Origin of the sequence: Aggregatilinea sp., assembly GCF_036822615.1 — a bacterium.
Taxonomy (GTDB): domain Bacteria; phylum Chloroflexota; class Anaerolineae; order Aggregatilineales; family Aggregatilineaceae; genus Aggregatilinea.
The window spans coordinates 9308-30723 of sequence record NZ_DAISHJ010000059.1 but is presented as its reverse complement, the minus strand read 5'-3'; the positions used below and the strand labels follow the sequence as shown (position 1 = coordinate 30723).

The following is a 21416-nucleotide window of genomic DNA, read 5'->3' as shown; positions in this document are numbered from 1 at the left end:
CTTTGGGGCAAGAAACCGGCGCTCGACACCGCGCGCCAGCGTCGATCGCCGTAGGGGTAGGGCTTGCCCTACCCGGCTTTGCGCGCAGCGGGCGGGGCAAGCCCCGCCCCTACAAAACCCGGTTGGGCGCTGCTGTCTCCCCTCTCCAATCGGATTGGAGAGGGGCCGGGGTGAGGTTTCTGCGGATTATTTTGTTAACCCGCCCGCACAAATCGTCGTCGGTGCGCCCGCTTTGGGGTTTGAGCCAACCGCTAACAGCTACCGGCTGTTTTCGGACCAGCCTACCCGTTGGCGTTGACCTTTTCCGGCTCGATCTTGACCGTGACGCGCTGCTCCATGCCGCGCCGCTCGGGATACGGCGCGTAGTAGTCGGGATTGCCCCGGTACTTGGCCGAAAGCTGGTTGATCACGTCCAGTCCGGTCTTTTCGTCCATCTCGACCACGCGCCCCCGGATCTCCAGGTAGCGGTAGGGATTTTCAGGATCGATCGCCAGCACGGTCACGTGCGGATTGGCTTGCATATTGCGGTCTTTCTGGCGTCCCCGTGCCGTATTGACGATCACGTTGTGGCCGTCCCACGTCGCCCAGACGGGCGTCACCTGGGGCTGGCCGTTCGGGTTGACGGTCGCCAGCGAAACAAACACCGGGCGTTCCAGCAGATCGACGTGAGATTCCGGTACTTTTGCAGCCATGAGCGTATTTCCTTCTGTTTACTTCCAGTTGCAGGATTTTTGGATCGATTCATGGTAGGTTATAGCAAATTTATTGCGCGACAGGACTAATTTTATGGCGACCTTCTGGTTTACTTCCGCGCCTCTGCCCGGCCATCTCGATTGGGGCGGCGTGCTCAAAACGGCGCAGGCGCTCCAGGCGCGCGGCCACGCCGTCACCTGGGTCTCCGAAGCGCGCATCCGTCCGCTGGTCGAGCGCGCGGGCGTGCCGTTCGAGGCGATCCCGCACACCGGCTGGAACTGGCCGCCTCCCCCACTCGATCCGCGCGTGGGCCGTCTGCCGGGTGTGGATGCGGTCGCGCTGCGCTACCGGCGCGCGCTCGATACGTGGCTGAACGAGGAAACGGTCGCGCCCGCCGTGCAGGACATGCGCGCGCTCGCGGAGCGGGTGGGACCGCCCGACGTCTGGGTCACCGATCCGTTTCTCAGCGCGGCGGCACTGGCGGCGGAAGCGGTCGATGTGCCGCTGGCGGTCGCGGGCTGGCCCGCCGGAACGCCGCTCGACGAAGACCAGATGCACGCCTTCCAGCGCGATCTGGGCCGCGAGGCGATGGGCCGCATCGAGCGGCTGGCGGCCCTGGCCGGGGTCCACGGCGAAAACTTCGCCGGGTTGCCCGCGCCGAGCGTGCAGAGTCCGCACCTACACCTGAGCTACTTTTCCCCCTACTGGCATCAGGGCGAGCTGTTCCTACCGCAGACGGTTTTCGTCGGCGGGACCGCCGCGCTGCCTCACGGGGATCCGCCCGCCTGGTTGGCGGACATCCCCGCCGGTCAGCCGCTCGGACTGGTGACTCTCGGCAGCGTCTTCACCGACGACTGGTCGTTTTACGCGGCGGGTGCGCAGGCGTTGGCCCGCAACGGCATCCTGCCGCTGGTCGTGATCGGCACGAACCCCGTCACGCCCGAGCAAAAAGCCGCGCTCAAGGCGCAGCTTCCCGGCGGCACGCGCCTGCTGAGCTGGATCGACTTCGCCCACGTCTTCCCGCGCCTCTCGGTGATCCTGCACCACGGCGGCATGGGCACGACCCACGCGGCCATTTTGCACGCGCTGCCCCAGATCATCCAGCCGCACGCGGCGGATCAGCGGGGGCAGGCGCGGCGCGCGCGGCAGGCAAAAGTCGGGCTGGAAATGTCCGCCCTCGACGTGCGGCGCGGGGATCTGATTGCAGCGGTGAAAGCCGTCACCACGACACCGCTGGTGCTGCGCTCGGTCGAGGCGCTGGCGGCGTCATTCGCGGATCTGGGCGGTCCGGCGGAAGCGGCGGATCATCTGGAAGCCCTCGCGCGCGGCGAAACGGCAGCGCGCCGGTAAGAAGCAGACGGCGCACCACGAACCTCACCCCCCGCTCGCTGCGCTCGCCGCCGGGGGGTGAGGTTCGTTTCCCTCCGCCCTGGTAATTTCTCTCAAATTCGCTACACTTTCCGGCATTGAACCGGTGCTGGTCCGGCGCACGCATGAGGACGATCCGTGCCCTATTCCCGCCTTGTGATTCCCGAATCGCGCCTGCGACCGCTGCGGCGGCGCCAGCGCATCGCGCGGGCGGTGGTCCGTAACGCGCTCGCCGTCTGGCACGAATTCAAAACGCCGATCGTGATCTTCGTCGTCGCGGTGTTCGGCGGCGGCTGGATCTACGGCGAGCTGTTGGTTCAGGCCGGGCACGCGCGCATCCCGTACGTGGACCTGCCCTACACCATGCTCGCGCTGATGATCCTGGAAACACCGTCGGATCTGCCCGCCGAAGTGCCGCTGGTGCTGTTCTGGTACGCCATGCCGATCATCGGCATCTACGTGGCCGGGCGCGGCGTGTTCGACGTGTTCCGCCTGTTCTTCAACCCGGACGAGCGCAAAAATGCGTGGGAGGAAGCGTTGGCCTCGACCTATCGCCATCATGTGATCGTCCTGGGGGTGGGACACCTCGGCCTGCGCGTCGTGCGCGCCCTGGTGTCGATGGGCGTGGACGTGGTCGCCATCGACCTCAAAGCCTCGCCCGATAAGGAATCGGAGCTGAAACAGCTCGACGTGCCGCTGGTCCTGGGCGACGGGCGGCTTCGCCAGACGCTCGAAACGGCGGGCGTGCGGGAAGCGCAGGCGTTCATCGTCTGCACGTCGAACGACTACATGAACATCGAAGTGACCATGCGCGCCCGCGACCTGAACCCGGATGTTCGCATCGTGGTGCGCGTGTGGGAAGACCAATTTTCGACACAGATCCAGCGCTTCATGAATGTGGCGGCGGTCCTCAGCGCAACCGATCTGGCCGCGCCCTCGTTCGCGGGATCGGCGCTGGGCATCGAGATCACGCAGACGATGACCGTCGACGGTGTGGAGTACAGCATGATCCGCCTGACCGTCGCGCCCGGCTCGTTTCTGGACGGCGCGCAGGTCGGCGTGCTTCAGGATGCGCACAACATGGACATCGTGCTGCACAACCGGTCCGGCGATGCGCGCGTGCATCCCGCTCGTGACGCGACGATCTGCGCGGGCGATACGCTCGTGATTTTCGCGCAGCACCACAAGATCACGGACGTGGTCGCGCGCAATGCGGTAAAAGCAAGCTCGTAGCCGTCAGCATTCAGCCCTGACAGACTGGGCGCACGTGGTAATACTGGAATCTGCTTTTACTAATCACTAAAAACCAACCACTATCAACTGGTTTAGACACTGAGGACGACAATGCAGTATCACATCTGGACCCTGGGCTGCCAAATGAACGTCGCGGACTCGCAGCGGCTGGCCTCCGAGCTGGAACGGCTCGGCCACCACGCCGCCGACCAGCCCGACAACGCCGACATCTACGTGATCAACACCTGCGTGGTGCGCCAGTCCGCCGAAGACAAAGCCTATGGCCGCCTGCGCGAGCTGGCACAGATCAAACAGCAGCAGCCGGATAAAATCATCGGGCTGATGGGCTGTCTCGTCGGCGTGCGCGACCCGCTGCGCCTGCGCCAGCAGCTTCCGCAGGTAGACGTCTTCCTGCCCCCCTCCGATCCCCAGCCGATGCTCGACTTTTTGGGCGATCTGGACACGGAGCGCGACGCGCTGATTCAAGATGCCGCCGATCGCGCCACGCGCGAGCAGCTTCAGGACATGGCCGACGAGGGCGTGATCATCCTGCCCGCGCACGAGCAGGGATCGCTCATCAGCGCGCACGTGCCGGTCGTGTACGGCTGCTCGCATGCCTGCGCGTTCTGCATCATCCCCTACCGCCGGGGCGTCGAAAAATCGCGCCCGGTCGGGGAGATCGTGGGCCACGTGCGCAGCCTCGCGCGGCAGGGCGTCAAGGAAGTCACCCTGCTCGGCCAGATCGTGGACCGCTACGGCAAGGACGTGCCCGACGGCCCCAACCTCGCCCAACTGCTGCGCATCATGCACGAAATCGCGGAGCAGGAAGGCGTGGAGCGCATCCGCTTCCTGACCAGCCATCCCAACTGGATGACGACCGAGCTGCTCGACACGGTCGCGGAGCTGCCGCGCGTCATGCCGCAGATCGAAGTGCCCGTACAGGCGGGCAACGACGAGGTGCTCCAGCGCATGCGGCGCGGCTACACCGTCGCGCAGTACCGCGATCTGGTCGAGACGATCCGCGCGCGCATCCCGAACGTGGCGATTCACTGCGACATCATCGTCGGCTTTCCTGGCGAAACCGCCGAGCAGTTCGACGACACGTACAACCTGCTGGCCGATCTCAAGCTCGATAAGGTCCACCTCGCGCGCTACAGCCCGCGCCCGCACACCGTCAGCCAGCGGTCCATGCCCGACGACGTCTCGCCCGCCGAAAAGAAGCGCCGCCACGCCGCGCTCGAACAGCTTCAGGCGCAGGTCGTCGCGGAGATCAACAGCAAGTTCCTGGGCCAGACGGTCGAAGTGCTGGTTGAGGATCAGGTCAAGGGCAAGTGGCGCGGACGCACGCCGCAAAACAAGCTGGTGTTCTTCGAGGACGCCTCGCGGGATTGGTTCGGCAAGCTAGCCCAGGTCGAAATCACCTGGACCGGCCCGTGGAGCATGCAGGGCCGCGTGCCCGGCAGCGCGGACGCAGCCACCCCGCCCGCCGACATCATCCCGCTGACCGTCAGCCACTAGCGGCGGCGATCCGTTTCGGGCACGCAGTTTAGCGTCGGGCGGATAGAAAAGGGCGGGTTCAAACCCGCCCTACAAAAACCGTCGAAAGTCGCTTTTCTCCCCTCTCCAATCAAGTTGGAAAGGGGCCGGGGGTGAGGTGTCTAAAAGATTCCCGCCCCACTCCCCCTCGCAGCCCTACCCCACGAAGACCGGGATGTCGGTCGTCTTGGTCGCATCCCACAGCAGGATCAGGCCGTCGTCGCTGGCCGACGCGATCATCGTGCTATCGGGGCTGAACGCGACGCTTTCAAGCCAATCCGAATGCCCGCGCAGCACGGCCTGGGGTTCGCCTGTTACCGCATCCCACACCCACACGGACTGGTCGTCGCTGCCAGAAGCGAGCTTGGTCCCGTCAGGACTCCACGCCACGGCGCGCACGTAGTCCGTATGCCCCGCCAGCAGCAGCAGTTCTTCGCCCGTCGCCACGTCCCAGGTGCGCACGCTGTAGTCGTCGCTGGCCGACGCGATCTGCGTCCCGTCGGGGCTCCACACCACGGCGCGCACGTAGTCGGTGTGGCCTTCGAAAGTCTGCGTGAGCGTGCCGCTTGCCACGTCCCACAACTGGATCGTCCCGTTTTCATTGCCCGTCGCCACCGTCGCGCCGTCCGGGCTGAACGCCACGTCCAGCGCGTAATCGCCATCAAGAGAGACGGACGCCAGGATATCGTTGGCAGTCGTGTCCCAGATCCACAGATTGTAACTGCCAGCCGCGACTTTTGTACCATCCGGGCTAAAGGCAACGCTTGAGAGATCGTCGCTTTCGGTCGGGAAAATAGTCAACAGTTCGCCGCTCGCCACGTCCCACAGCCGGACCGTATAGTCATCGCTGGCCGAAGCCACCTGCGATCCGTCCGGACTGAATGCCACGCCGTTCACGTAACCGTCGTGGCCTTCCAATACGCGCGCTTCACCGCTGGCGACATCCCACAAACGCACCGTGCCGTCGTCGCTGCCGGAGACGAGCGTCGCCCCATCCGGGCTGAACGCCACGCTGTTCACGTAATCCGCATGGCCCGCCAACATTTGCAGCCAGGGCGCTTCATAGCTCAAGGAGGCAAAGACAGCTTCCAACGTGTCATCGAATTGAGATATCGTGTCCGGCGCGCTGATCCCCACGCCGAGCACAAACGTATCCGGCGCGAACTGGAGCAGCACCAGCACGTAGTCGGCCTCGTCGATCATGCCGTCTACCCGCGCGGCAGGTACGCCGCCGAGATCCATCTCGACCGGCGCGCCAAACTCTGGCACATCATCGCCCTCAAGCGTGAAAAGCAGCGCGCCCAGGGTATCTGTGATGCTGGCATCGTTCGTGACATTGCTGACCGAGATCAGCGTTGCGCTGATGGCAGGCGGCGCGATCATGAGCGCGAAATCGCCCTCAGCCAGCATGCCACTATTAGCGTTCTCCAGCGCCGCCTCACTGCTGGCAGCCATGATCTGCCCGCCGTCTTCCGTGACGAGCCAGCCATCGGGATAGTCGAACGTGATCGAGCCGTCTTCCGACACAAAAGTGTTCGGCAGAGGCGGCTGAGCAAACGCGGTGAATGGGAATGCCAGCAGCACGATCAAAACACATAACGTGCTCCGCCGAATGAGCCGCGCAGTAAACATGATCCCTCCTGAAATGGGACGCGAAATGAAATAAAACACAAACCGACGACACGAAGGGGTCGTGGGCAGAAACCAAACGCGCAACCTACTGTTCAATCAGGAGCTGCTGGCAACACGGAGAACAGGAGCTTATCCGGGGGGTCATCGACGTGCAGCGCCAAAACTCTTGAACTTCCCTCAAGCAAAACGCCGAAAAACGCGCAAAAAGAAGCTCACCCCTTTTCCCCTGTCCAATCGGATTGGACAGGGGAAAAGGGGCCGGGAGTTACAAGTCAGGCAAATGTTATACCCATTTTTGGATCTTTTCGACAGCCTGCTAAACACTTGACAGTGACCGGCTCAAAACGGTTTCGGGCGACCGGCTGCCCGTCTTACAGTTCCCGCGTATCAATATACATCGGCGCGTCCTGCCAGCGTGGCTCCCAGACAGGATCGAGCACCTTGAACACCATCCAGTAGTCGAGCTGGCGATCCGATTCTTCGAAGAAAAACTGCGGGATGCGGTCCAGGCGGTCGATCAGCAGCGACAGTTTGCCCACGCTGTCTGCCACGGCGATGTCGCGCAGCGTGTCGAAGATGGTTTGTAGCAGCGAGGGCCGGTGCATGCCCACCTGGTTGAACAGGCGCAGGTTCTTCATGCCGCGCTGCGCCATTTCTTCCTCAGTCGGAAACGGCAAATGCGCGGGCCACTGCTGGAAGACGTAGCTCTGGTCGTACACGCTGATCGAAGCCACGTCCGCCCCACCGAAATCGAGCGTCCAGTGCTGGAATCCATAATGCGCCACGGCTTCCGCCGTATCGGGCACGTACAGGTCGCGGTAGCAGTAGGTTTCCTCGATGTACTCGTTCCCGTCGTAATAATAATCGCTGTGGCGGGGCATCCATTCGGGGACATCGAAGGCGGGCGAAGGTTGGTAATTCAGCAGCATCAACTGCCGCAGGCGGGTATAGCCCAGCTTGGCGAACAATTTCAAAGACGCCACGTTGGACGAAACGATATGCCCATACGCGCCGTGCGCGCCCCGGCTGATCAGGTAGTCTTCGATCGAGAGGACGATGGTCTGCCCGACACCCTGACGGCGCACGCTCGGATTGGTGCGGATGTCGAAAATGTAGCCGATACGCACCGACTCTCCACCGACATGGGTATCTTTCAGGGACACCGCGCCGGTGCCGATGATTTCGCCGTCACGTTCGACGACCAGGACTTCATAATCTGCAAACAGCGCCGCGCGATCGACGAAGCGCCGCCGGTAGTGGACGAATGGCTCTGGTAATCCGCGCGGGCACATGCGCTCCAACGCCATCAAAGCCGGATCGTCTTCAGGCTCGTACAACCGAATTTCCATGAGTTTTCCTGAACACGTCTACAGAGCGGGCGGGGGTTGGACTCATCTTAATTCAAAATCTATTCTACCGTCTTTGTTCAATTCGGCCAGTCGTGTTTGAAGGCTCCTCAACAGCCCTGCAAGCCATACCCCAGATCAGCCATGTAAGACCGCAAACGGCGCAGCCGCCGGATCGAAAACCAGCGCGAGTCAACAAACCGGCTGTGAAATTAAACGGCTCTAATGATACTTCCTCAACTTTCTAACAACCTGAGATTGGCAAACTCGATATTTTCCATATAATAGCTGGTTAAACCGTAAGGTCGCTTGTTGGAATTGACGGACTCTTAACGCTCACTCACTGTGCCATCCCGTATCATGCCCGTTTTTTTCCACACCGGGACCAGCGAAACGCTATGGCACATTCATTGTTTTGACGTATACTGGTGCTTGTGAGCCGCCGCCTCGCGCGCTCCGGGCACGTTAGCTGGCAGCCGCTGACCCAGCTCGCCACATGGAGGATCAGGCACAATGCCCCCTGAGAAGAGTGGATTTTACTACCCCAACAAGTTTGCTCGCATCACAATCGAGGCGCTCGAAGAAGTGATGGGCAAGAATGGCCTTAATGCTATTCTGAACCTGGCCGGTTTGTCAGAACTCATCAACAACTACCCCCCCGACAACCTCGATAAGCAGTTTGATTTTGCGTACTTCACGGCGCTGTGCGTCGCGCTGGAAGACATGTACGGCCCGCGTGGCGGGCGCGGTCTGGCACTTCGTGCCGGGCGCGCGACCTTTGCTGACGCGCTGCGCGGTTTTGGTGCGCTGGCCGGTGTAGGCGACCTGGCGTTCAAGGTGCTCCCGATGGCAGCCAAGCTGAAGATTGGCCTGCCTGCGATGGCGAACATCTTCACCCAGTTCTCCGATCAGATCTCGAACGTGCATGACGAAGGTGACAAGTACACCTACACGTTGGAGCGCTGCCCAATGTGCTGGAACCGCAAAGCTGACCGTCCGGTATGTTATGTCGGGCAGGGTCTGCTGCAAGAAGGGCTGCGCTGGGTGTCTGGCGGCCACGAGTTCAAAGTGGATCTGGCGACCTGCATCGCCAAGGGCGATGACATAGGCCGCTTCATCATCTACAAAGATCCGCTGGACTGACGTTCGCCTGTTCAGAACATCCATGTTTGGCTCGTCACGCCCCCGATGGGGGCGTTGTTTTGTTTCTCCGCCTCGCGCCCACCGCAGGGCCGGGTTTCATACATGCTGCCCGCATCCCCCACACAAGCGACGGGAAGGGGAAACCGGGCGGAGCTAACCCCGCCCCTACGGACTGTGCGGACGTGCTTGTCTCCCCTCTCCAGCCCGGACTGGAGAGAAAGGTCGGGGCGAGGTCGCGGTAATGACTGAGATATTTTGTAAAACTTCGTTGCCCCGCCCGCTTTTTCCCATTCCCCCGCAGCCACCGGCGAACCTGACGCGCGGCGCACGCTCATCCCCCTGTCCGCCCACGATGGTTTGCAGCCCCTTCAAGTTGCACTACAATGCAAAGTAGATCCCTCAGTTGCAGGATCATTTATGCCGTTCAAACGCGCGCCACGCGATCCAGGAGCCTGGTATGCTGAACCGAACCGCCCATTTGCGCATTCTGCTGGTGAGCGTTGTACTGCTCGCCGCCGCCGTCGCCTGCAACTTGCAGCGCCAGACGGACGACGGACGCACGACGCCCTCCCCCAGCGCCGAACGCCCCACGGTCGAAATCCTGGAGCCTGCCGAGGGAGCGCGCGTCACCAAAGGTCAGCCGGTATCGGTCAAGGCCCGCGCGACGGGCGCATCCGGCGTCACGCTGATCGAGCTGCGCGTGAATAACACCGTGGTGGACAGTCAGGTCCCCGCCGAGCAGATCGCGCCCACGTTGCTCGAAGTCGTGCTCGACTACACGCCCGAGCAGGCCGGGAGCACGGCCCTCACCGTCACCGCCTACACCAACAGCATCGCCGGGCAGCCCGCCACGCGCACCATCACCGTGATCGATACGCTCGACGCGGGCGAAGGCGGAAGCTCCACCAGCACGACGCAGACCGCAGCTCCGATCGCCACCGTCTATAACCCGCTCTGCCGCGCCCGCCTCAACGTCGCGCTGAACTTCCGCAGCGGGCCGAGCGTCAATTACGGCATCATTTCGACCGTCAGCGCCGGGGCAGAACTGCCCATCGCCGGATACACCGATATGACCGATGGCCGCTGGTGGCAGGTCACCTGGGGCGGCCAGTTCGGATGGGTGAAAGAGTCGTACACGCAGCAGTTGGGCGATTGCAGCGCGATCCGCCCGGCGACCGTGCCCGTTTCGCCCACGCCGCAGCCCAGCCAGACCCCAGTGCCCACCCAGCCCGGCGCGACCGCCACGCCGACCCCGCCGGATCTGCGGCTGAGCATGCTGGACGGCCCGCGCGAGATCACGCTCGGCGCAGACGGCAAAGCTCAGGCTACCTATAACATCGCCGTGCGCAACGACGGCGGCCAGACGTCCGGCCAGTTCCACGTCGCCGTGGCGCTGCCCAACGGCCAGATCCAGGATCTCGGCCTCGTGGCGGGATTGTCCGGCGGCCAGCAGGTGTCGGTGCCGTCCGGCGGCCTCGTCGTGACCTTCGACAGCCCCGGCATCAAACGACTGCTCGTCACGGTGGATCCCGACAACATCGCGGCGGAAAGCAACGAGAGCAACAACCAGGCCTACCTGGATATCACCGTCAACGGCAGCGCCGCGCCTGCCAGTTCGAGCAACCAGCCGAACAGTCAGGCCGTCGCCGCGCTGCCCCAGCCGACGCTGACGCCCGTCCCCACGGCTGCGCCCCCCGTAGTACAACAGGAGGCTGCGCCGCAGGAGGCCATCCCTTTAGCTGAACAGGGCGTCCAGATGCAGCAGGACGCCCAGCCGCAAGCCGACGCGCAGGTGGAATCCTTCGCCGCCGCCGCGCCCGAAGAATCCGCGCTGGCGGGCGCAGGATTGGCCGAGCCGCAGGTGATCAACGCCGCCAACGCGTCCGCCCTCGCGGAGCGCAGCACCCTGATCGGGCACAGCGGCACGGTCTCCGCGCTGGCGTTCAGTCCCGATGGCACGCGGCTGGTCTCGGCCAGTTGGGACGGCACCGCCCGCCTGTGGGACATCGCCAGCGGCACGGAAATGATCGATTTCATCGGCCACATGGACCGCGTGACGGATGTGGCCTTCAGCGCCGACGGCACGCGCGTCGCCACCGCCAGTTGGGACGGCACGGTCCGCCTGTGGGACGCGGGCACGGGCTTCGAGCTGGCGAGCTTCGCGCACGGTGCGGAAGCCAACAGCGTGGCCCTCAGCCCCGATGGTACGCGCATCGCGGCGGGCGGGATCAACGCCAGCGGCGGCGGTGACGGGCAGGTTCACGTCTGGGATACGGCGTCCGGGGCGGAGCTGGCCGCGATCGTCGTCAGCGGGCCGGTCGCGGATCTCGCGCTGCCCGGCGGCGATCAGGTCGTCATCGCCACACAGTCGAGCGGGTGCAGCACGGCCAACGGCGGTGCCGCGATCTGGAGCATCAGTTCCGGCGCGCCCGCCATTGACATGGCCGGGCACAGCGGTTCGGTCAGCACGATCGCGTTCGGCGGCGGGCGGCTCACGGGCAGCGGGCAGGCGGGCCTGTGCAGCGGCAGCGCCGTGATCTGGATCTGGGACGCGGCCAGCGGTGTGCTGCAGTCCACGCTCGACCAGGGGACCGAAGCCGCGATCCGCGGCCTGACCTTCAGCCCGGCGGGCGATCTGGTGGCGTCGGCCAGTGCCGACGGCGTCGTGCGCGTCTGGAGCGTCGGCGGGGGATCGCCGCTGGCGACCCTGAGCGGCCACGTCAGCGAGGCGGCCAGCGTCGCCTTCAGCCCGGCGGGCACCCTGATCGCGTCCGGCGGCGGCGACAACACCATCCGCCTCTGGGGCACGCTCTAGAGGCTGTTACGCACTATTTGACTGTGTGAACCGGTTTCTCACGTCGCCCACTGCCCCACGATCCGTAGGGGCGGGGCTTGCTTGCCCGTTTTCCCCCTACCATATGTAAGAAGGGATGGGCGGCTAGAAGTGAATAACCACTGTAGACACAACGCCCTATGACGGGCTTTTTCCCCCTCAGCCAGTCTGGGCTGGAGAGGGGGCGCAGGGGGTGAGGTCGCGTTTGTTTTTTGCTTTTGCCCTTAGCCTCTGCTCTTGGCCAACTGCTGTCGGCTAACCGCTAACCACTGTTCATGAACCACCACCTGAGGGGGACGACGTAACGACATGCCACCACAGCGCAGTATCACCGCCCGCGTCCTCGTTCCATTCCTGATTTTGCTGGCGCTGGCTGCCGCCGGATGCAATCTCACCCAGGGCGACCAGCAGCAAGACGCCGGAACGCCATCCGGCAGCGCCGCCAGCCCGGCGGGCGCGGACACGACCTCGGGCGGTGCGCCGTCGGTGCAGATCGTCTCCCCTGCCGAGGGTCAGCAGGTTCCGGCCAACCAGCGCGTCGATATCACCGTCAACACCGGCTCGACCGCCACCGGCTTTCAGATCAACGTCGGGGGCCGCGTCGCATCCAGCGTCGCGCTGCCCTCCGGCCAGTCCGGCCCCACCGAAGCGATCCTGGTGTGGGAGCCGGATCACGAAGGCACATTCACCCTGGAAATTTACGCGCTCAACGGCAGCGCGGTCAGCGATCCGGCGGAATTGACGCTCGTCGTCTCCGGCACAGCGGCCAGCAGCGGCGACGGGTCCGGTGCGTGCACCGGGCGCGTCATGGTCGCGCAGTTGAACTACCGCGCCGGGCCGGGCACGAACGCCGCGCGCCTGGGCCAGTTCGATACAGGCGAGACAGTCCGCGTCATCGGGCGCAACGCGGCGACGACGTGGTACAAGGTCCAGCGCGACGGCAGCGACGATCCGGTATGGACCATCAACAATACGCAGTGGCTGCGTACCGAGGGCACGTGCGGCGCGGCCCTCCCCGTCACGGACTGACGGCGCACGGCGGGCATCTGCGCAGGCGAGAGGTAGGGATCGAGAAGCACAGACCGGCAATTTTGCCCCTCTCCACCCTGATCGGTAAGGTTTGGCCCTGCGCTGCGGTTTGCTAAAGATACAAACGATACCAGCCGCGTTTTTCGGTGTGCGGGACACCGGGCGGCACGCACAGCAGGCGCGATCGGCGGGCGTCGGAGCGGTCGGCGTTGCCCCGATTGAGCGCTCGAAGTACAATGCGAATCGTCTCTTTAAAGGGTGGGAAACGGTCATGGCAATCCGAGTTTTAATCATCGATCCCGATATCCCCTTCCTGGTGCGGATCAAACAGGCGCTGGACGACAGCAGCCGATTCAACGTGAGCATCTCGGCCAATGGTCTCGCCGCCGAAGACGCCCTGCACCACCATCGCCATGACATCGCCGTCCTCGATTTTTCCGTGCCCGACATGGACACCGTAGCGATCATCAAGCAGCTTCGTCACATCCAGTCCAACCTCGCGGTCATCGTCACGCCCGAATCCGAAAGCCAGATCACCCAGGCCCAGGATCTGACCGTCCAGGGCGTGCTGCCCAAGCCCTACGCCGCCCGCGACCTGATGGCGCTCATCCAACGCATCATCCCGAAAGATCCGCGCGCCGAAGTGGACGAGGACGAAGACGAGGACGCAACCATTCTGGACGTCTTCGCCCCGCCCGAAATGCCGCCCGGCCTGCGCCACCTGATGGAGCCTCCGGCGGAACCGCACTCGCCCACCGAGCTGCTCGATCACGTCGAGCGCACCATGCTCTCCGACGTGGACGCCGCCCCGCCCACCGAAGGCGAATGGTCGCGCGTCACGGACGAAATGGCGGGCATGTGGGACGAGGCGGAAGCGGATCAGCCTGAGTACGAGGGCGAAACAGGCGGCACGCGCATCTTCGACCAGCCCGGCCCCGACCCCAACGCGACCGATATTTTAGCCGCGCCGGACGAGCTTGATCCGACCATGCGGCTGGCCGAAACGGAAACGCTGGACGACCTCATGCTCGAACAGGGCTGGCTGGGGACCGGGCCAAACGCGGGGGGACGCGGCTTCGGCATCGAGCCGCCCATCGATCCCGAAGACACGCCCACCGTGCCCAACCAGGATCTCGACAGCATTCGCCAGTTCCTCGCCACCGACCACCAGGGGCACTTTTCGTCCGAGTTCGGGGAAGTGCTCGACGCCGTCGCCCAGTCGTCCCCGGTCAACGAGCCGAAACGCTCCACCAGCGACCGCGAATTTCACGATCTGGTCGAGTCGCTGCGCATGACCGAAGAACAGGGCGCCGCGCGCAACCCGCTGGACGCGCTGCTCTCCGCGATGGCCGCCGAACAGGCCGCCCACGAGCCGGGCGACGACACGGGCGCCACCTCCGGCGCGCTCGACTACCTGCTGAACGCGATCCGGCACGACGAGCATTCGGGCGAATCCGGCGCGACCGCCAGCGGCGCGGGCATGGAAACCATTGGCGAGGTGATGAGCGGGCTGTTCGACCCGTCTTTTGAAGGCGTGCTCGCAGCCCTGGCCGGGGAAGAAATCGACGACATCGACGAAACCGGCGACAGCATCGCTGCCCTGGGGCTGGATGATGTGTCGCTCGACGATCTGCGCGCCGAAGCGCAGGGCGCGGCGTTTGAGGATCTGTTGAACGACGAAGATCCGGCCTGGCTGGCCGATTACCAGCCGGGCGGCATCCTGCCCGACACGCCGGAAATCTCCTACCTGCCGCCCCAGGCCGGGGACGCGGACGAAGACGACGCGGCCACCTACCCCGCGACTCAGGCCCTCAACGCCGTCTCGTCGGCGGAAAGCTCCGAGTTTTCGCTGGACGCGCTGCTGTCGGAGATCGAGCGCCACATTCCCCAGTCGCAAACGCCGCGCCCGCAGCTCAAGCCGCTGCCGTCGTGGAACAAAGGCGGCGCGAGCAGCCCGCTCGGCGATCAGGCCCCCGGCGAAAGCGTGCCGCCGCCCGACGATGAGATGTTCGGCAGCTTCAGCCAGGAAACCCGCCCGTCGCGCTCCGTGATGGACGAGTGGGGGCTGCCCGCCGGTGCGCCGGAAGTGCCTGCCGCAGAGCCGGTCGCCCCGCCCGACGAGATCGCCCCGCCGCCGGATATTACGCCGCCCGCCTGGGCTGGCGACGCAGTGGCCGAGGCCGGAAAACCCGCCATGGAGCCGCCTATGCTGGACGCCTACCAGTTCTCCGAGCCGCTCACCGCCGAGGAACGGGACGAGATCGACGCGGCGTTCGATTCCTTCACCGATCTGGATATGGAACTGCCCACTGCTATGGAACCACCCACCGTCGGCCCGTCCATCGAGCCGCAGGCCGAGCCGTTCGAGGCCTACGACCAGCCCGCCCCCACCAGCGAGGAAGAGGCTGCGTTTGAAGCCTTCTTCGCCGACGAAGCGGAATTCGCGCCCGCCGAGCCGCCCGCCGAATCGCAAACCGCGCCGTTCGACGGCTACGACGCGTCGCAGCCCGCCCTCACCGACGAGGATGCCGCGTTCGAGGCCTTCTTCGCCGCCGCCCCGGAACCCGCCCGGCCCACGCACGGCCCGGACGAGGATCTCGCGGAGATCTTCGAGGGTCTGCTCGAAGACGCCGAAGCAGCCTTCCGGCCCCCCGCGCCCGAAGAACCGGAGCAGCCCCCGGAGGCCGCCGCCGAGCAGCCGCCCACCTATGAAGCCGCTGGCGAGCAGGACGCCTGGGCATGGGATCAGGCCCCCGCCAGCGAAACGGACTGGCTGCGCCGGGAAGCGCTTGGCGCGGAAGCCTACGACGAGTACGACTCGGAGGAAGCCTCCCAGGAGCCGGAGCCGTATTCGCTGGAAGCGGTGGACGCCGATACGTTTTTCGCGCCGGACATGTTCGAAGGCGATACGGAAGAAGACGCCCGGCTGGCGCATGCCGCCGTCGAGCTGACGCGGTTCGCGCTCGAAAGTTCGGCCCAGGCCGTGCTTCTGACGCGCGGCGGGCAGCGGCTGGCCGAAGCGGGCGACATGCCCGTCATTGCGATGGATCGCCTGTACGAGATGGTGATCACCGCGTGGCAAACCAGCAGCACCACGCTGCCCACCCTCATGCGCTACATCCGCCTGCCCGACATGGGCGAGTTTATGCTCTACAGCACCGTGATCGAGGATGATCTCATTTTGAGCATGATCTTCCACGCCGGGATGTCGATTCACGCCACGCGCCGGTTGGCGCAGCGCATCAGCACCTCGCTGGCGAGCGTGCCCGACAGCGCCCCCGCCGCGTTCGACGAAGCGCACGACGAACCGCCCACCGAACGGATCGAACCCGAGGAGCCCGAAGCGGAAGCGCTCTCCGCCGACGAGCTGCGCGAAGCCGCCGAGCAGGCGTTGGAGCAGGCCGCCGCCCACCACGCCCCCGGCGAGACGGGCAGCGCCGTCGTCGCGCCCCAGCCGGAGCAGCCCACCACGGCCTACACCTGCTTCTGGCTGGTAGCCGATCCGAGCCGGATCGCGCTGGAAGGCGATCTACTGGAAGACCTGCGCAACTGGATCGGAGAAGTCGCCGGGGAAAACGGGTGGGATGTGCCCGCGCTGGAAATCGGCCCGGACTCGATCCTGCTGAGCATAAACATTCCGCAGAAGACCCTGCCCGACGCCGCCGTCACCATCTTTATGGACGAAACGGCCAGCGCCGCCGCCGCGTATTATCCCGAGATGATGGACGCGTCGGGGCAGTTCTGGGCGGATGGCTACTACGTCATCACCCCGCCCCGCGAGCTCACCGACCGCGAAATGGCGCGCTTCGCCGCATACCAGTACCAGCGCTAGTGCGTGCCGCGCTTTTTGAGCGCGCGGTTTTCTGACGCGCTCGTTCTTCCACGATCCGTACGGGCGGGGCTTGCTCCGCCCGGTTTTGATCCGGCCCTCGCGTTTGCCCACTCGCCAAAAACGACCGGCTCACCAAACCCCGATCGCTCCTGATTCCGTAGGGGCGATGCTTGCATCGCCCGCCAAAAAGAAAAACGGGGGGCGTTACGCTCCACCCGTCTTTTACTCTCCCCCACACACCGAAGCGAGGGCGCCCCGGGGGGAGCCAGGGCGCTTGCGTTCTCCTCGCGTTGAACCGCGAGCGGCGATGTGCGTGTTTTAGTGGCCCACGATCGTTTCGGGCAGCGGCGCGTTGTTCCACAGGGGTTCGCCGTCGGTGATCACCGTAGACGCCGGGACCCACAGTGCATTGGCCCCCAACTGGATCTTGTACCATTCGTGCGACTCGTCCATACCGAGCACCCAGACCGTCTTACCCTGCTGCAGTGCGGTGGTCGGGTACACCAGCGCCTCAAGGTTCGGCGCGTAGTACACGGGCGTATCGCTGGCGATCATCCCCATGATGGCGCCGGTCAAATCGACCATGTCCGGGCCGGGACGGGGCGCTTCGGGTTCTTCGCACGGCTTGTACGTGACGGTCACCTGATCCAGCAGCGTCGAACCGACCTCTGCGCTGGCTGCCGCCGGGCCGAACAGACGGTTGGACGGCGTATACGAGCTGAACCGTTCGTTGAGGAACAGGCTGAACGTGACGTCACCGATATACGAGCTGTGCATCTGCACCGAGCCGCGATAGTCGCCGCCGTCCCAGTTCACATCGTAATAGTGCTCGCCCAGCACGTTGCCAGACGTGGCGTCGGCGATGAGGACTTTCACCGGAATGGAAGACCTGCCCGCCGACGCAGCGCCGGTCCCAAACAGGTTGAACGAATGGTTGGCGATCGGATGGTCGATCTCGGCGTGGAAGCTGTACGATGCGATCAGGCACGAGGCGTCTGCCGAGGAAAATGCGATATCGGGCAGGCCAATAGCGCGCGCGGGCGGGATGACGCTGGTTGCGGCCAGTAGCACGACGACGATCACGAAACCGAGAAGCTTAATGCGCGAGATTTTCACTGTACACCCCACATAGAAACTGACCTAACGAATGTGTTATTGCTTCCTTTATGTTTAGTATATGGTGCGCCAATAAAATTCACATTAAGAAAGAATTTATAAATTGATACTTCATATTAATTCCCATCATTTATCCTCACATCGACGGCACACTCGGCCTATCCCCGGCACAAAAAAAGAGTAGAGCGGTGCGCTCTACCCTTTCTCGTTTGTGACAGGTCGATTGCTGCGGAACCGTTCCGCTTACGAGGCTCCGCGCCTCGCCGCCCCTACTTTACGACGGTCGTGGGCAGCGGCGTGCCATACCACGGATACGCATAGTCCGGCGCCATCGACGCCACCGGGACCCACAGCTTGCTGCACCCCAGCAGCACTTTGTAGAAGGCGTGCGTCGAATCCTGTCCGAAGACCCACAGCGTCTCGTTTTCCTTGATCGAGATCACGGGATACGTCAGCGCGTTCAGGCTGGGGGCATAGTACGCGTGCGTGCTGGTGATGAACCGCCCCACCACCGCTCCGGTCAAATCGACCAGATCGCAGCCGGGAGCGGGCAACAGCGGCGCGGAGGTGATGGGCGTGCCCGGCGCCGCGCAGGGCGTGTAGTCCGCCGGCATTGTATCGTTCGCCTCGGTCGGATCGCTTTGTGCGTGTGCGCTGCCCAGCCCACCGAACAGGCTCGGCGCAGAAAGCGGGATCACGGCGTCATAGTACAGGTAAAACGTCACCGTGGGGCCAGTCGGCTCGCTCAAAAACGCGATCGTGCCCGAATAATCCGCCGTCATGAACGGATCGAACGGGCCGCCGCTGCTGCCCAGGAACGTGCCATCGGCGTCCCGCGCCTCCACAAAATACGAGCTTGCAGGCTGCGCCGCTGCGAGTTGCAGCCCAAACGGGCTGAAACCGAACAGGATCTCCTCGCCATGCAGGGTATAAGCGCCTTCCATGCAAGACGCGCTGACGGACGTAAATTCTAGGACGGCTTCCTGCGCGTGCGCTGGCGGAATCAGATTCGTGCCCACCAGCATGAGGATGAATAACGAAACACCCACCCACTTTAAACGTCGAAACTTCATCAAAGAAACCCCCTTATTCTAACTTTCCGAACGGAGTTTTATGCCGCTGCTCACCCACCTCATGCACCGGCGGATGAGCAGCGGCGTCCAAAGCGAAAGCAAGAACTAAGGCCCCAGCGTGACCGGGATCAGCGTCAGCGGCACGAGGGTCAGGGGCACGATCGTGATCGGCACCAGCGTGATGCTCAGCGTCGGCATCGGCGTCCAGGTGGCGGTCGGCGTCGGCGTATATTCCATCGTGTAAGTTGCGGTAGGCGTCGCGGTCGCGCCCATCGTCGGCGTCGCGGTCTCCAGGCCGGTCGGTGAGGGGATCGGCGTCGGCGGCAGCGGCGGCGCAGACGCGATCGGCACGGCGGAACAGTCGCCCATCGTCTGGACCGTCGTCAGTCCGGCGGACGCCCAGCCCGACATGCCGTTGAACATCACCTGCCACCAGCCGCCGTCCGAGGAGCGGCCCGTAACCGGCAGCACCGTGCCCGGCGACGCGATGCCCAGGATGCCGTAGGCGGTGCTCGGCCCGCCTCGAACGTTCACGCCCCCGCTGAAGGAAAGCTGGCACGCCCCGGTGGTGCTGGCAGGCGTTCCCGTCGCCACACCGCCCGGCGGCACGATCCCGTTCGTCACGTCCCACGTGATCATAAGCTGCTGCGGCACGGCGACCGGGTCCAGGGACAGGTAGAACACGGTCGGCGCGGGCAGCACGGTCATGATCTGGCCTAGCGTGCCTGGCTCCAGCGCAAGCACCGTCGCGCCCCGCGCCGCGTCGATCAGGCTCAGGCCCGGCAGCGTGCCGGGAGCCGCCGGATCTTCCAGCACGGGCGCGATCGACAGGAACATCGACGGCACGCCTTCGGGCGGCGTCAGGCTGAAGCGCAGCGGCTGCGTGCCCAGATCCACGACCGTCTGCCCTGGGGTCAGCGCCACCGGCTCGATGGCCGTGCCGTTTAACATCATGAGCATGTCGCCGTTCGCCGCGGCCTGCACCACCAGTTGGTACAGTCCCCCCTGTGGGATGGAATCGAACGTCGCCGCAACCGTGCCGTCAGGGCCGGGCGTCAGCAGCGTGGCGCTCTGGCCCGGATCGATCAGCACGGCGGTATACGTATAGGCGGATAGGGGCGAAAGAGTCAGCGTAAAACTGTCTCCGGCGAACGCTTCGAAGGTGCGGGTGGCGGTCTGGCCCGCCGTCAGGCTGACGATGGTCGGCTGGTTATATGGGAGCGTCGTATCTCCCTGGGCGTGTGCCGTTGGGGCCAGCGGCCCCACGACGGCAGCGGCGGCAAGGGTGAGGATGAGAGCTGCGGTAAAGAACAATCGAGCGCGCGTCATACCGTGGTTTTCACAACCTCCGTTTCTGTTCCACATTAAACGATAATTCTTTCTGATATTAAAATAAGGCTTAACATCTATAAAAATCAATCCATAAATAGTCCCGATACTATAAATAAAAAGGTGTTATGTCCGCTGCCTCCCCTGGAAGGCAGTTTTTTCGCCCCATTTCCGGCCACCATCCCCACACAAATACCGGGGAGGCTCCTTCGTCCTCCCCGGCTGAACTATTCCGTCGCGCGCCTGCCAGCGAACCCGTTAATTGATGCGCGTCACCGAGATGGTCACCACCCACTGCACGTAGGTTCCTTCCCCACCCACCGCGTTGATGGTCACCAATCCGGTACGCTGTTCGTACGTGATTTCGGTATCCAGAATGGTCTGGCCGCAGCCGAACGTGTTCCCCGCGGTGAAGAACTGCACGTACTCCAGCCCGTTGCCGAAGCAGCTTGCCGCGATCACCAGCCGGGCGCGCCCGCCGCTGAACGCCACGTTGGGATTCATCCCCGTGACGGTGTAGCCCACGCGATCCTGCGTGTCGCCGCCGGGATAGGACACGAATTCCGTGAACGAGCCGGTGGTGTCCAGCGCGACGTTGAACGCATAGTTTGAATCCGGCGGTGCGATCTGGGCCGCGGGCGGTGTGGTTGGCGTGTAGCTCGGCGTATACGTGTGTGTCGGCTGTTGGAACGTCGGCGTATACGAGGGCGTATACGTGTAGGTCGGCGCGACCTGGTCCGCAGGCGGGGTGTAGGTCGGCGTGTACGTAACCGCGGGCGGGGTGTACGTCGGCGTATAGGTATACGGCGGCGGCGTGTACGTATACGTGGCCGTGGGCGGCGTGCCGGTCACGGTCGGGGTATAGGTGTACTGCGGGGTATAGGTCTGGCCGGGCGCGGGCGTTCCGGCGGTCGGAACCGCGTCGCAGGCCCCCTGCGGATCGATCTGGAGCAGGCCCGCCGACACCCATCCGGTCTGCCCGTTATAGTTGACCTGCCACCACTTCCCGTCCGCGCTGCGCCCGGTGACGGGCAGCGTATCGCCCGCGCTCACGCCGCCGATGATTCCCGTGGTGGTACTCGGCCCGCTGCGCACATTGACCGGGCCGTCGAATGCCAGCGTGCAGCTTCCGCCGCCGGAGCCGCTGCCCGATGAGGAGGTGAGCGTCTGGGTCGCGGAGGCCGATCCCGGCGGCGGCGTGATCACCACGTCGGGGATCGGGTTCCAGTTGATGTTGACCGCCAGCGGCTGGG

Annotated in this window: 14 protein-coding genes; 7 read left to right on the top strand and 7 right to left on the bottom strand. The window is 64.5% G+C overall.

Going from position 1 to position 21416, the window contains the following annotated elements:
• Window positions 1-281: 281 nt before the first annotated feature.
• On the bottom strand, window positions 282-692 hold the full coding sequence (locus V7116_RS15975; RefSeq protein ID WP_324392948.1) for a PPOX class F420-dependent oxidoreductase: 411 nt from the start codon (window positions 690-692) through the stop codon (window positions 282-284).
• Between the two features lie 94 nt (window positions 693-786).
• Here V7116_RS15975 and V7116_RS15970 point away from each other — a divergent pair, with 94 nt between their 5' ends.
• The 3 genes from V7116_RS15970 (at window position 787) to miaB (ending at window position 4812) form a co-directional block, all read left to right on the top strand.
• The gene (locus V7116_RS15970; RefSeq protein WP_324392947.1) at window positions 787-2043 is read left to right on the top strand and encodes a glycosyltransferase; all 1257 of its coding nucleotides are present in this window, start codon (window positions 787-789) and stop codon (window positions 2041-2043) included.
• A 156-nt stretch (window positions 2044-2199) separates the two neighbouring features.
• Entirely contained in the window at window positions 2200-3294 is a 1095-nt protein-coding gene (locus V7116_RS15965; RefSeq protein ID WP_324392946.1) for a potassium channel family protein, read from the top strand.
• A 111-nt stretch (window positions 3295-3405) separates the two neighbouring features.
• On the top strand, window positions 3406-4812 hold the full coding sequence (miaB, locus tag V7116_RS15960; RefSeq protein ID WP_324392945.1) for a tRNA (N6-isopentenyl adenosine(37)-C2)-methylthiotransferase MiaB: 1407 nt from the start codon (window positions 3406-3408) through the stop codon (window positions 4810-4812).
• 174 nt (window positions 4813-4986) lie between these two features.
• Here the strand turns inward: miaB and V7116_RS15955 are convergent, their stop codons facing one another.
• Entirely contained in the window at window positions 4987-6462 is a 1476-nt protein-coding gene (locus V7116_RS15955) for a WD40 repeat domain-containing protein (RefSeq protein WP_324392944.1), read from the bottom strand.
• A 371-nt stretch (window positions 6463-6833) separates the two neighbouring features.
• Window positions 6834-7811, bottom strand: coding sequence for a GNAT family N-acetyltransferase (locus V7116_RS15950; RefSeq protein ID WP_324392943.1), 978 nt, complete (start codon window positions 7809-7811; stop codon window positions 6834-6836).
• A gap of 510 nt (window positions 7812-8321) precedes the next feature.
• Here V7116_RS15950 and V7116_RS15945 point away from each other — a divergent pair.
• The 4 genes from V7116_RS15945 (at window position 8322) to V7116_RS15930 (ending at window position 16645) form a co-directional block, all read left to right on the top strand.
• On the top strand, window positions 8322-8951 hold the full coding sequence (locus V7116_RS15945; protein ID WP_324392942.1) for a hypothetical protein: 630 nt from the start codon (window positions 8322-8324) through the stop codon (window positions 8949-8951).
• Window positions 8952-9408: 457 nt separating this feature from the next.
• Complete coding sequence (locus tag V7116_RS15940) at window positions 9409-11766, top strand: CARDB domain-containing protein (RefSeq protein WP_324392941.1); 2358 nt, start codon at window positions 9409-9411, stop codon at window positions 11764-11766.
• Window positions 11767-12093: 327 nt separating this feature from the next.
• Window positions 12094-12813, top strand: a complete 720-nt coding sequence (locus V7116_RS15935) for an SH3 domain-containing protein (RefSeq protein ID WP_324392940.1) — start codon at window positions 12094-12096, stop codon at window positions 12811-12813.
• A gap of 271 nt (window positions 12814-13084) precedes the next feature.
• Window positions 13085-16645, top strand: coding sequence for a response regulator (locus tag V7116_RS15930; protein ID WP_324392939.1), 3561 nt, complete (start codon window positions 13085-13087; stop codon window positions 16643-16645).
• Between the two features lie 318 nt (window positions 16646-16963).
• Here V7116_RS15930 and V7116_RS15925 read toward each other — a convergent pair whose 3' ends face one another.
• The 4 genes from V7116_RS15925 to V7116_RS15910 all read right to left on the bottom strand — a co-directional run.
• A complete protein-coding gene (locus V7116_RS15925; RefSeq protein ID WP_324392938.1) occupies window positions 16964-17761 on the bottom strand; it encodes a hypothetical protein in 798 nt (265 codons plus the stop codon).
• 269 nt (window positions 17762-18030) lie between these two features.
• Window positions 18031-18834: a hypothetical protein gene (locus tag V7116_RS15920; RefSeq protein ID WP_324392937.1), complete on the bottom strand. Its 804-nt coding sequence runs from the start codon at window positions 18832-18834 to the stop codon at window positions 18031-18033.
• 105 nt (window positions 18835-18939) lie between these two features.
• A complete protein-coding gene (locus tag V7116_RS15915) occupies window positions 18940-20163 on the bottom strand; it encodes an SH3 domain-containing protein (RefSeq protein ID WP_324392936.1) in 1224 nt (407 codons plus the stop codon).
• A gap of 258 nt (window positions 20164-20421) precedes the next feature.
• A partial coding sequence (locus V7116_RS15910) for an SH3 domain-containing protein (RefSeq protein ID WP_324392935.1) occupies window positions 20422-21416 on the bottom strand: 995 nt, incomplete at its 5' end.

Excerpts from the sequence above, each read along its gene's own strand:
- V7116_RS15975 (WP_324392948.1), bottom strand. The coding sequence starts at position 692 with ATGGCTGCAAAAGTACCGGAATCTCACGTCGATCTGCTGGAACGCCCG.
- V7116_RS15970 (WP_324392947.1), top strand. The coding sequence starts at position 787 with ATGGCGACCTTCTGGTTTACTTCCGCGCCTCTGCCCGGCCATCTCGAT.
- miaB (WP_324392945.1), top strand. The coding sequence starts at position 3,406 with ATGCAGTATCACATCTGGACCCTGGGCTGCCAAATGAACGTCGCGGAC.
- V7116_RS15955 (WP_324392944.1), bottom strand. The coding sequence starts at position 6,462 with ATGTTTACTGCGCGGCTCATTCGGCGGAGCACGTTATGTGTTTTGATC.
- V7116_RS15950 (WP_324392943.1), bottom strand. The coding sequence starts at position 7,811 with ATGGAAATTCGGTTGTACGAGCCTGAAGACGATCCGGCTTTGATGGCG.
- V7116_RS15945 (WP_324392942.1), top strand. The coding sequence starts at position 8,322 with ATGCCCCCTGAGAAGAGTGGATTTTACTACCCCAACAAGTTTGCTCGC.
- V7116_RS15940 (WP_324392941.1), top strand. The coding sequence starts at position 9,409 with ATGCTGAACCGAACCGCCCATTTGCGCATTCTGCTGGTGAGCGTTGTA.
- V7116_RS15935 (WP_324392940.1), top strand. The coding sequence starts at position 12,094 with ATGCCACCACAGCGCAGTATCACCGCCCGCGTCCTCGTTCCATTCCTG.
- V7116_RS15930 (WP_324392939.1), top strand. The coding sequence starts at position 13,085 with ATGGCAATCCGAGTTTTAATCATCGATCCCGATATCCCCTTCCTGGTG.
- V7116_RS15920 (WP_324392937.1), bottom strand. The coding sequence starts at position 18,834 with ATGAAGTTTCGACGTTTAAAGTGGGTGGGTGTTTCGTTATTCATCCTC.
- V7116_RS15915 (WP_324392936.1), bottom strand. The coding sequence starts at position 20,163 with ATGACGCGCGCTCGATTGTTCTTTACCGCAGCTCTCATCCTCACCCTT.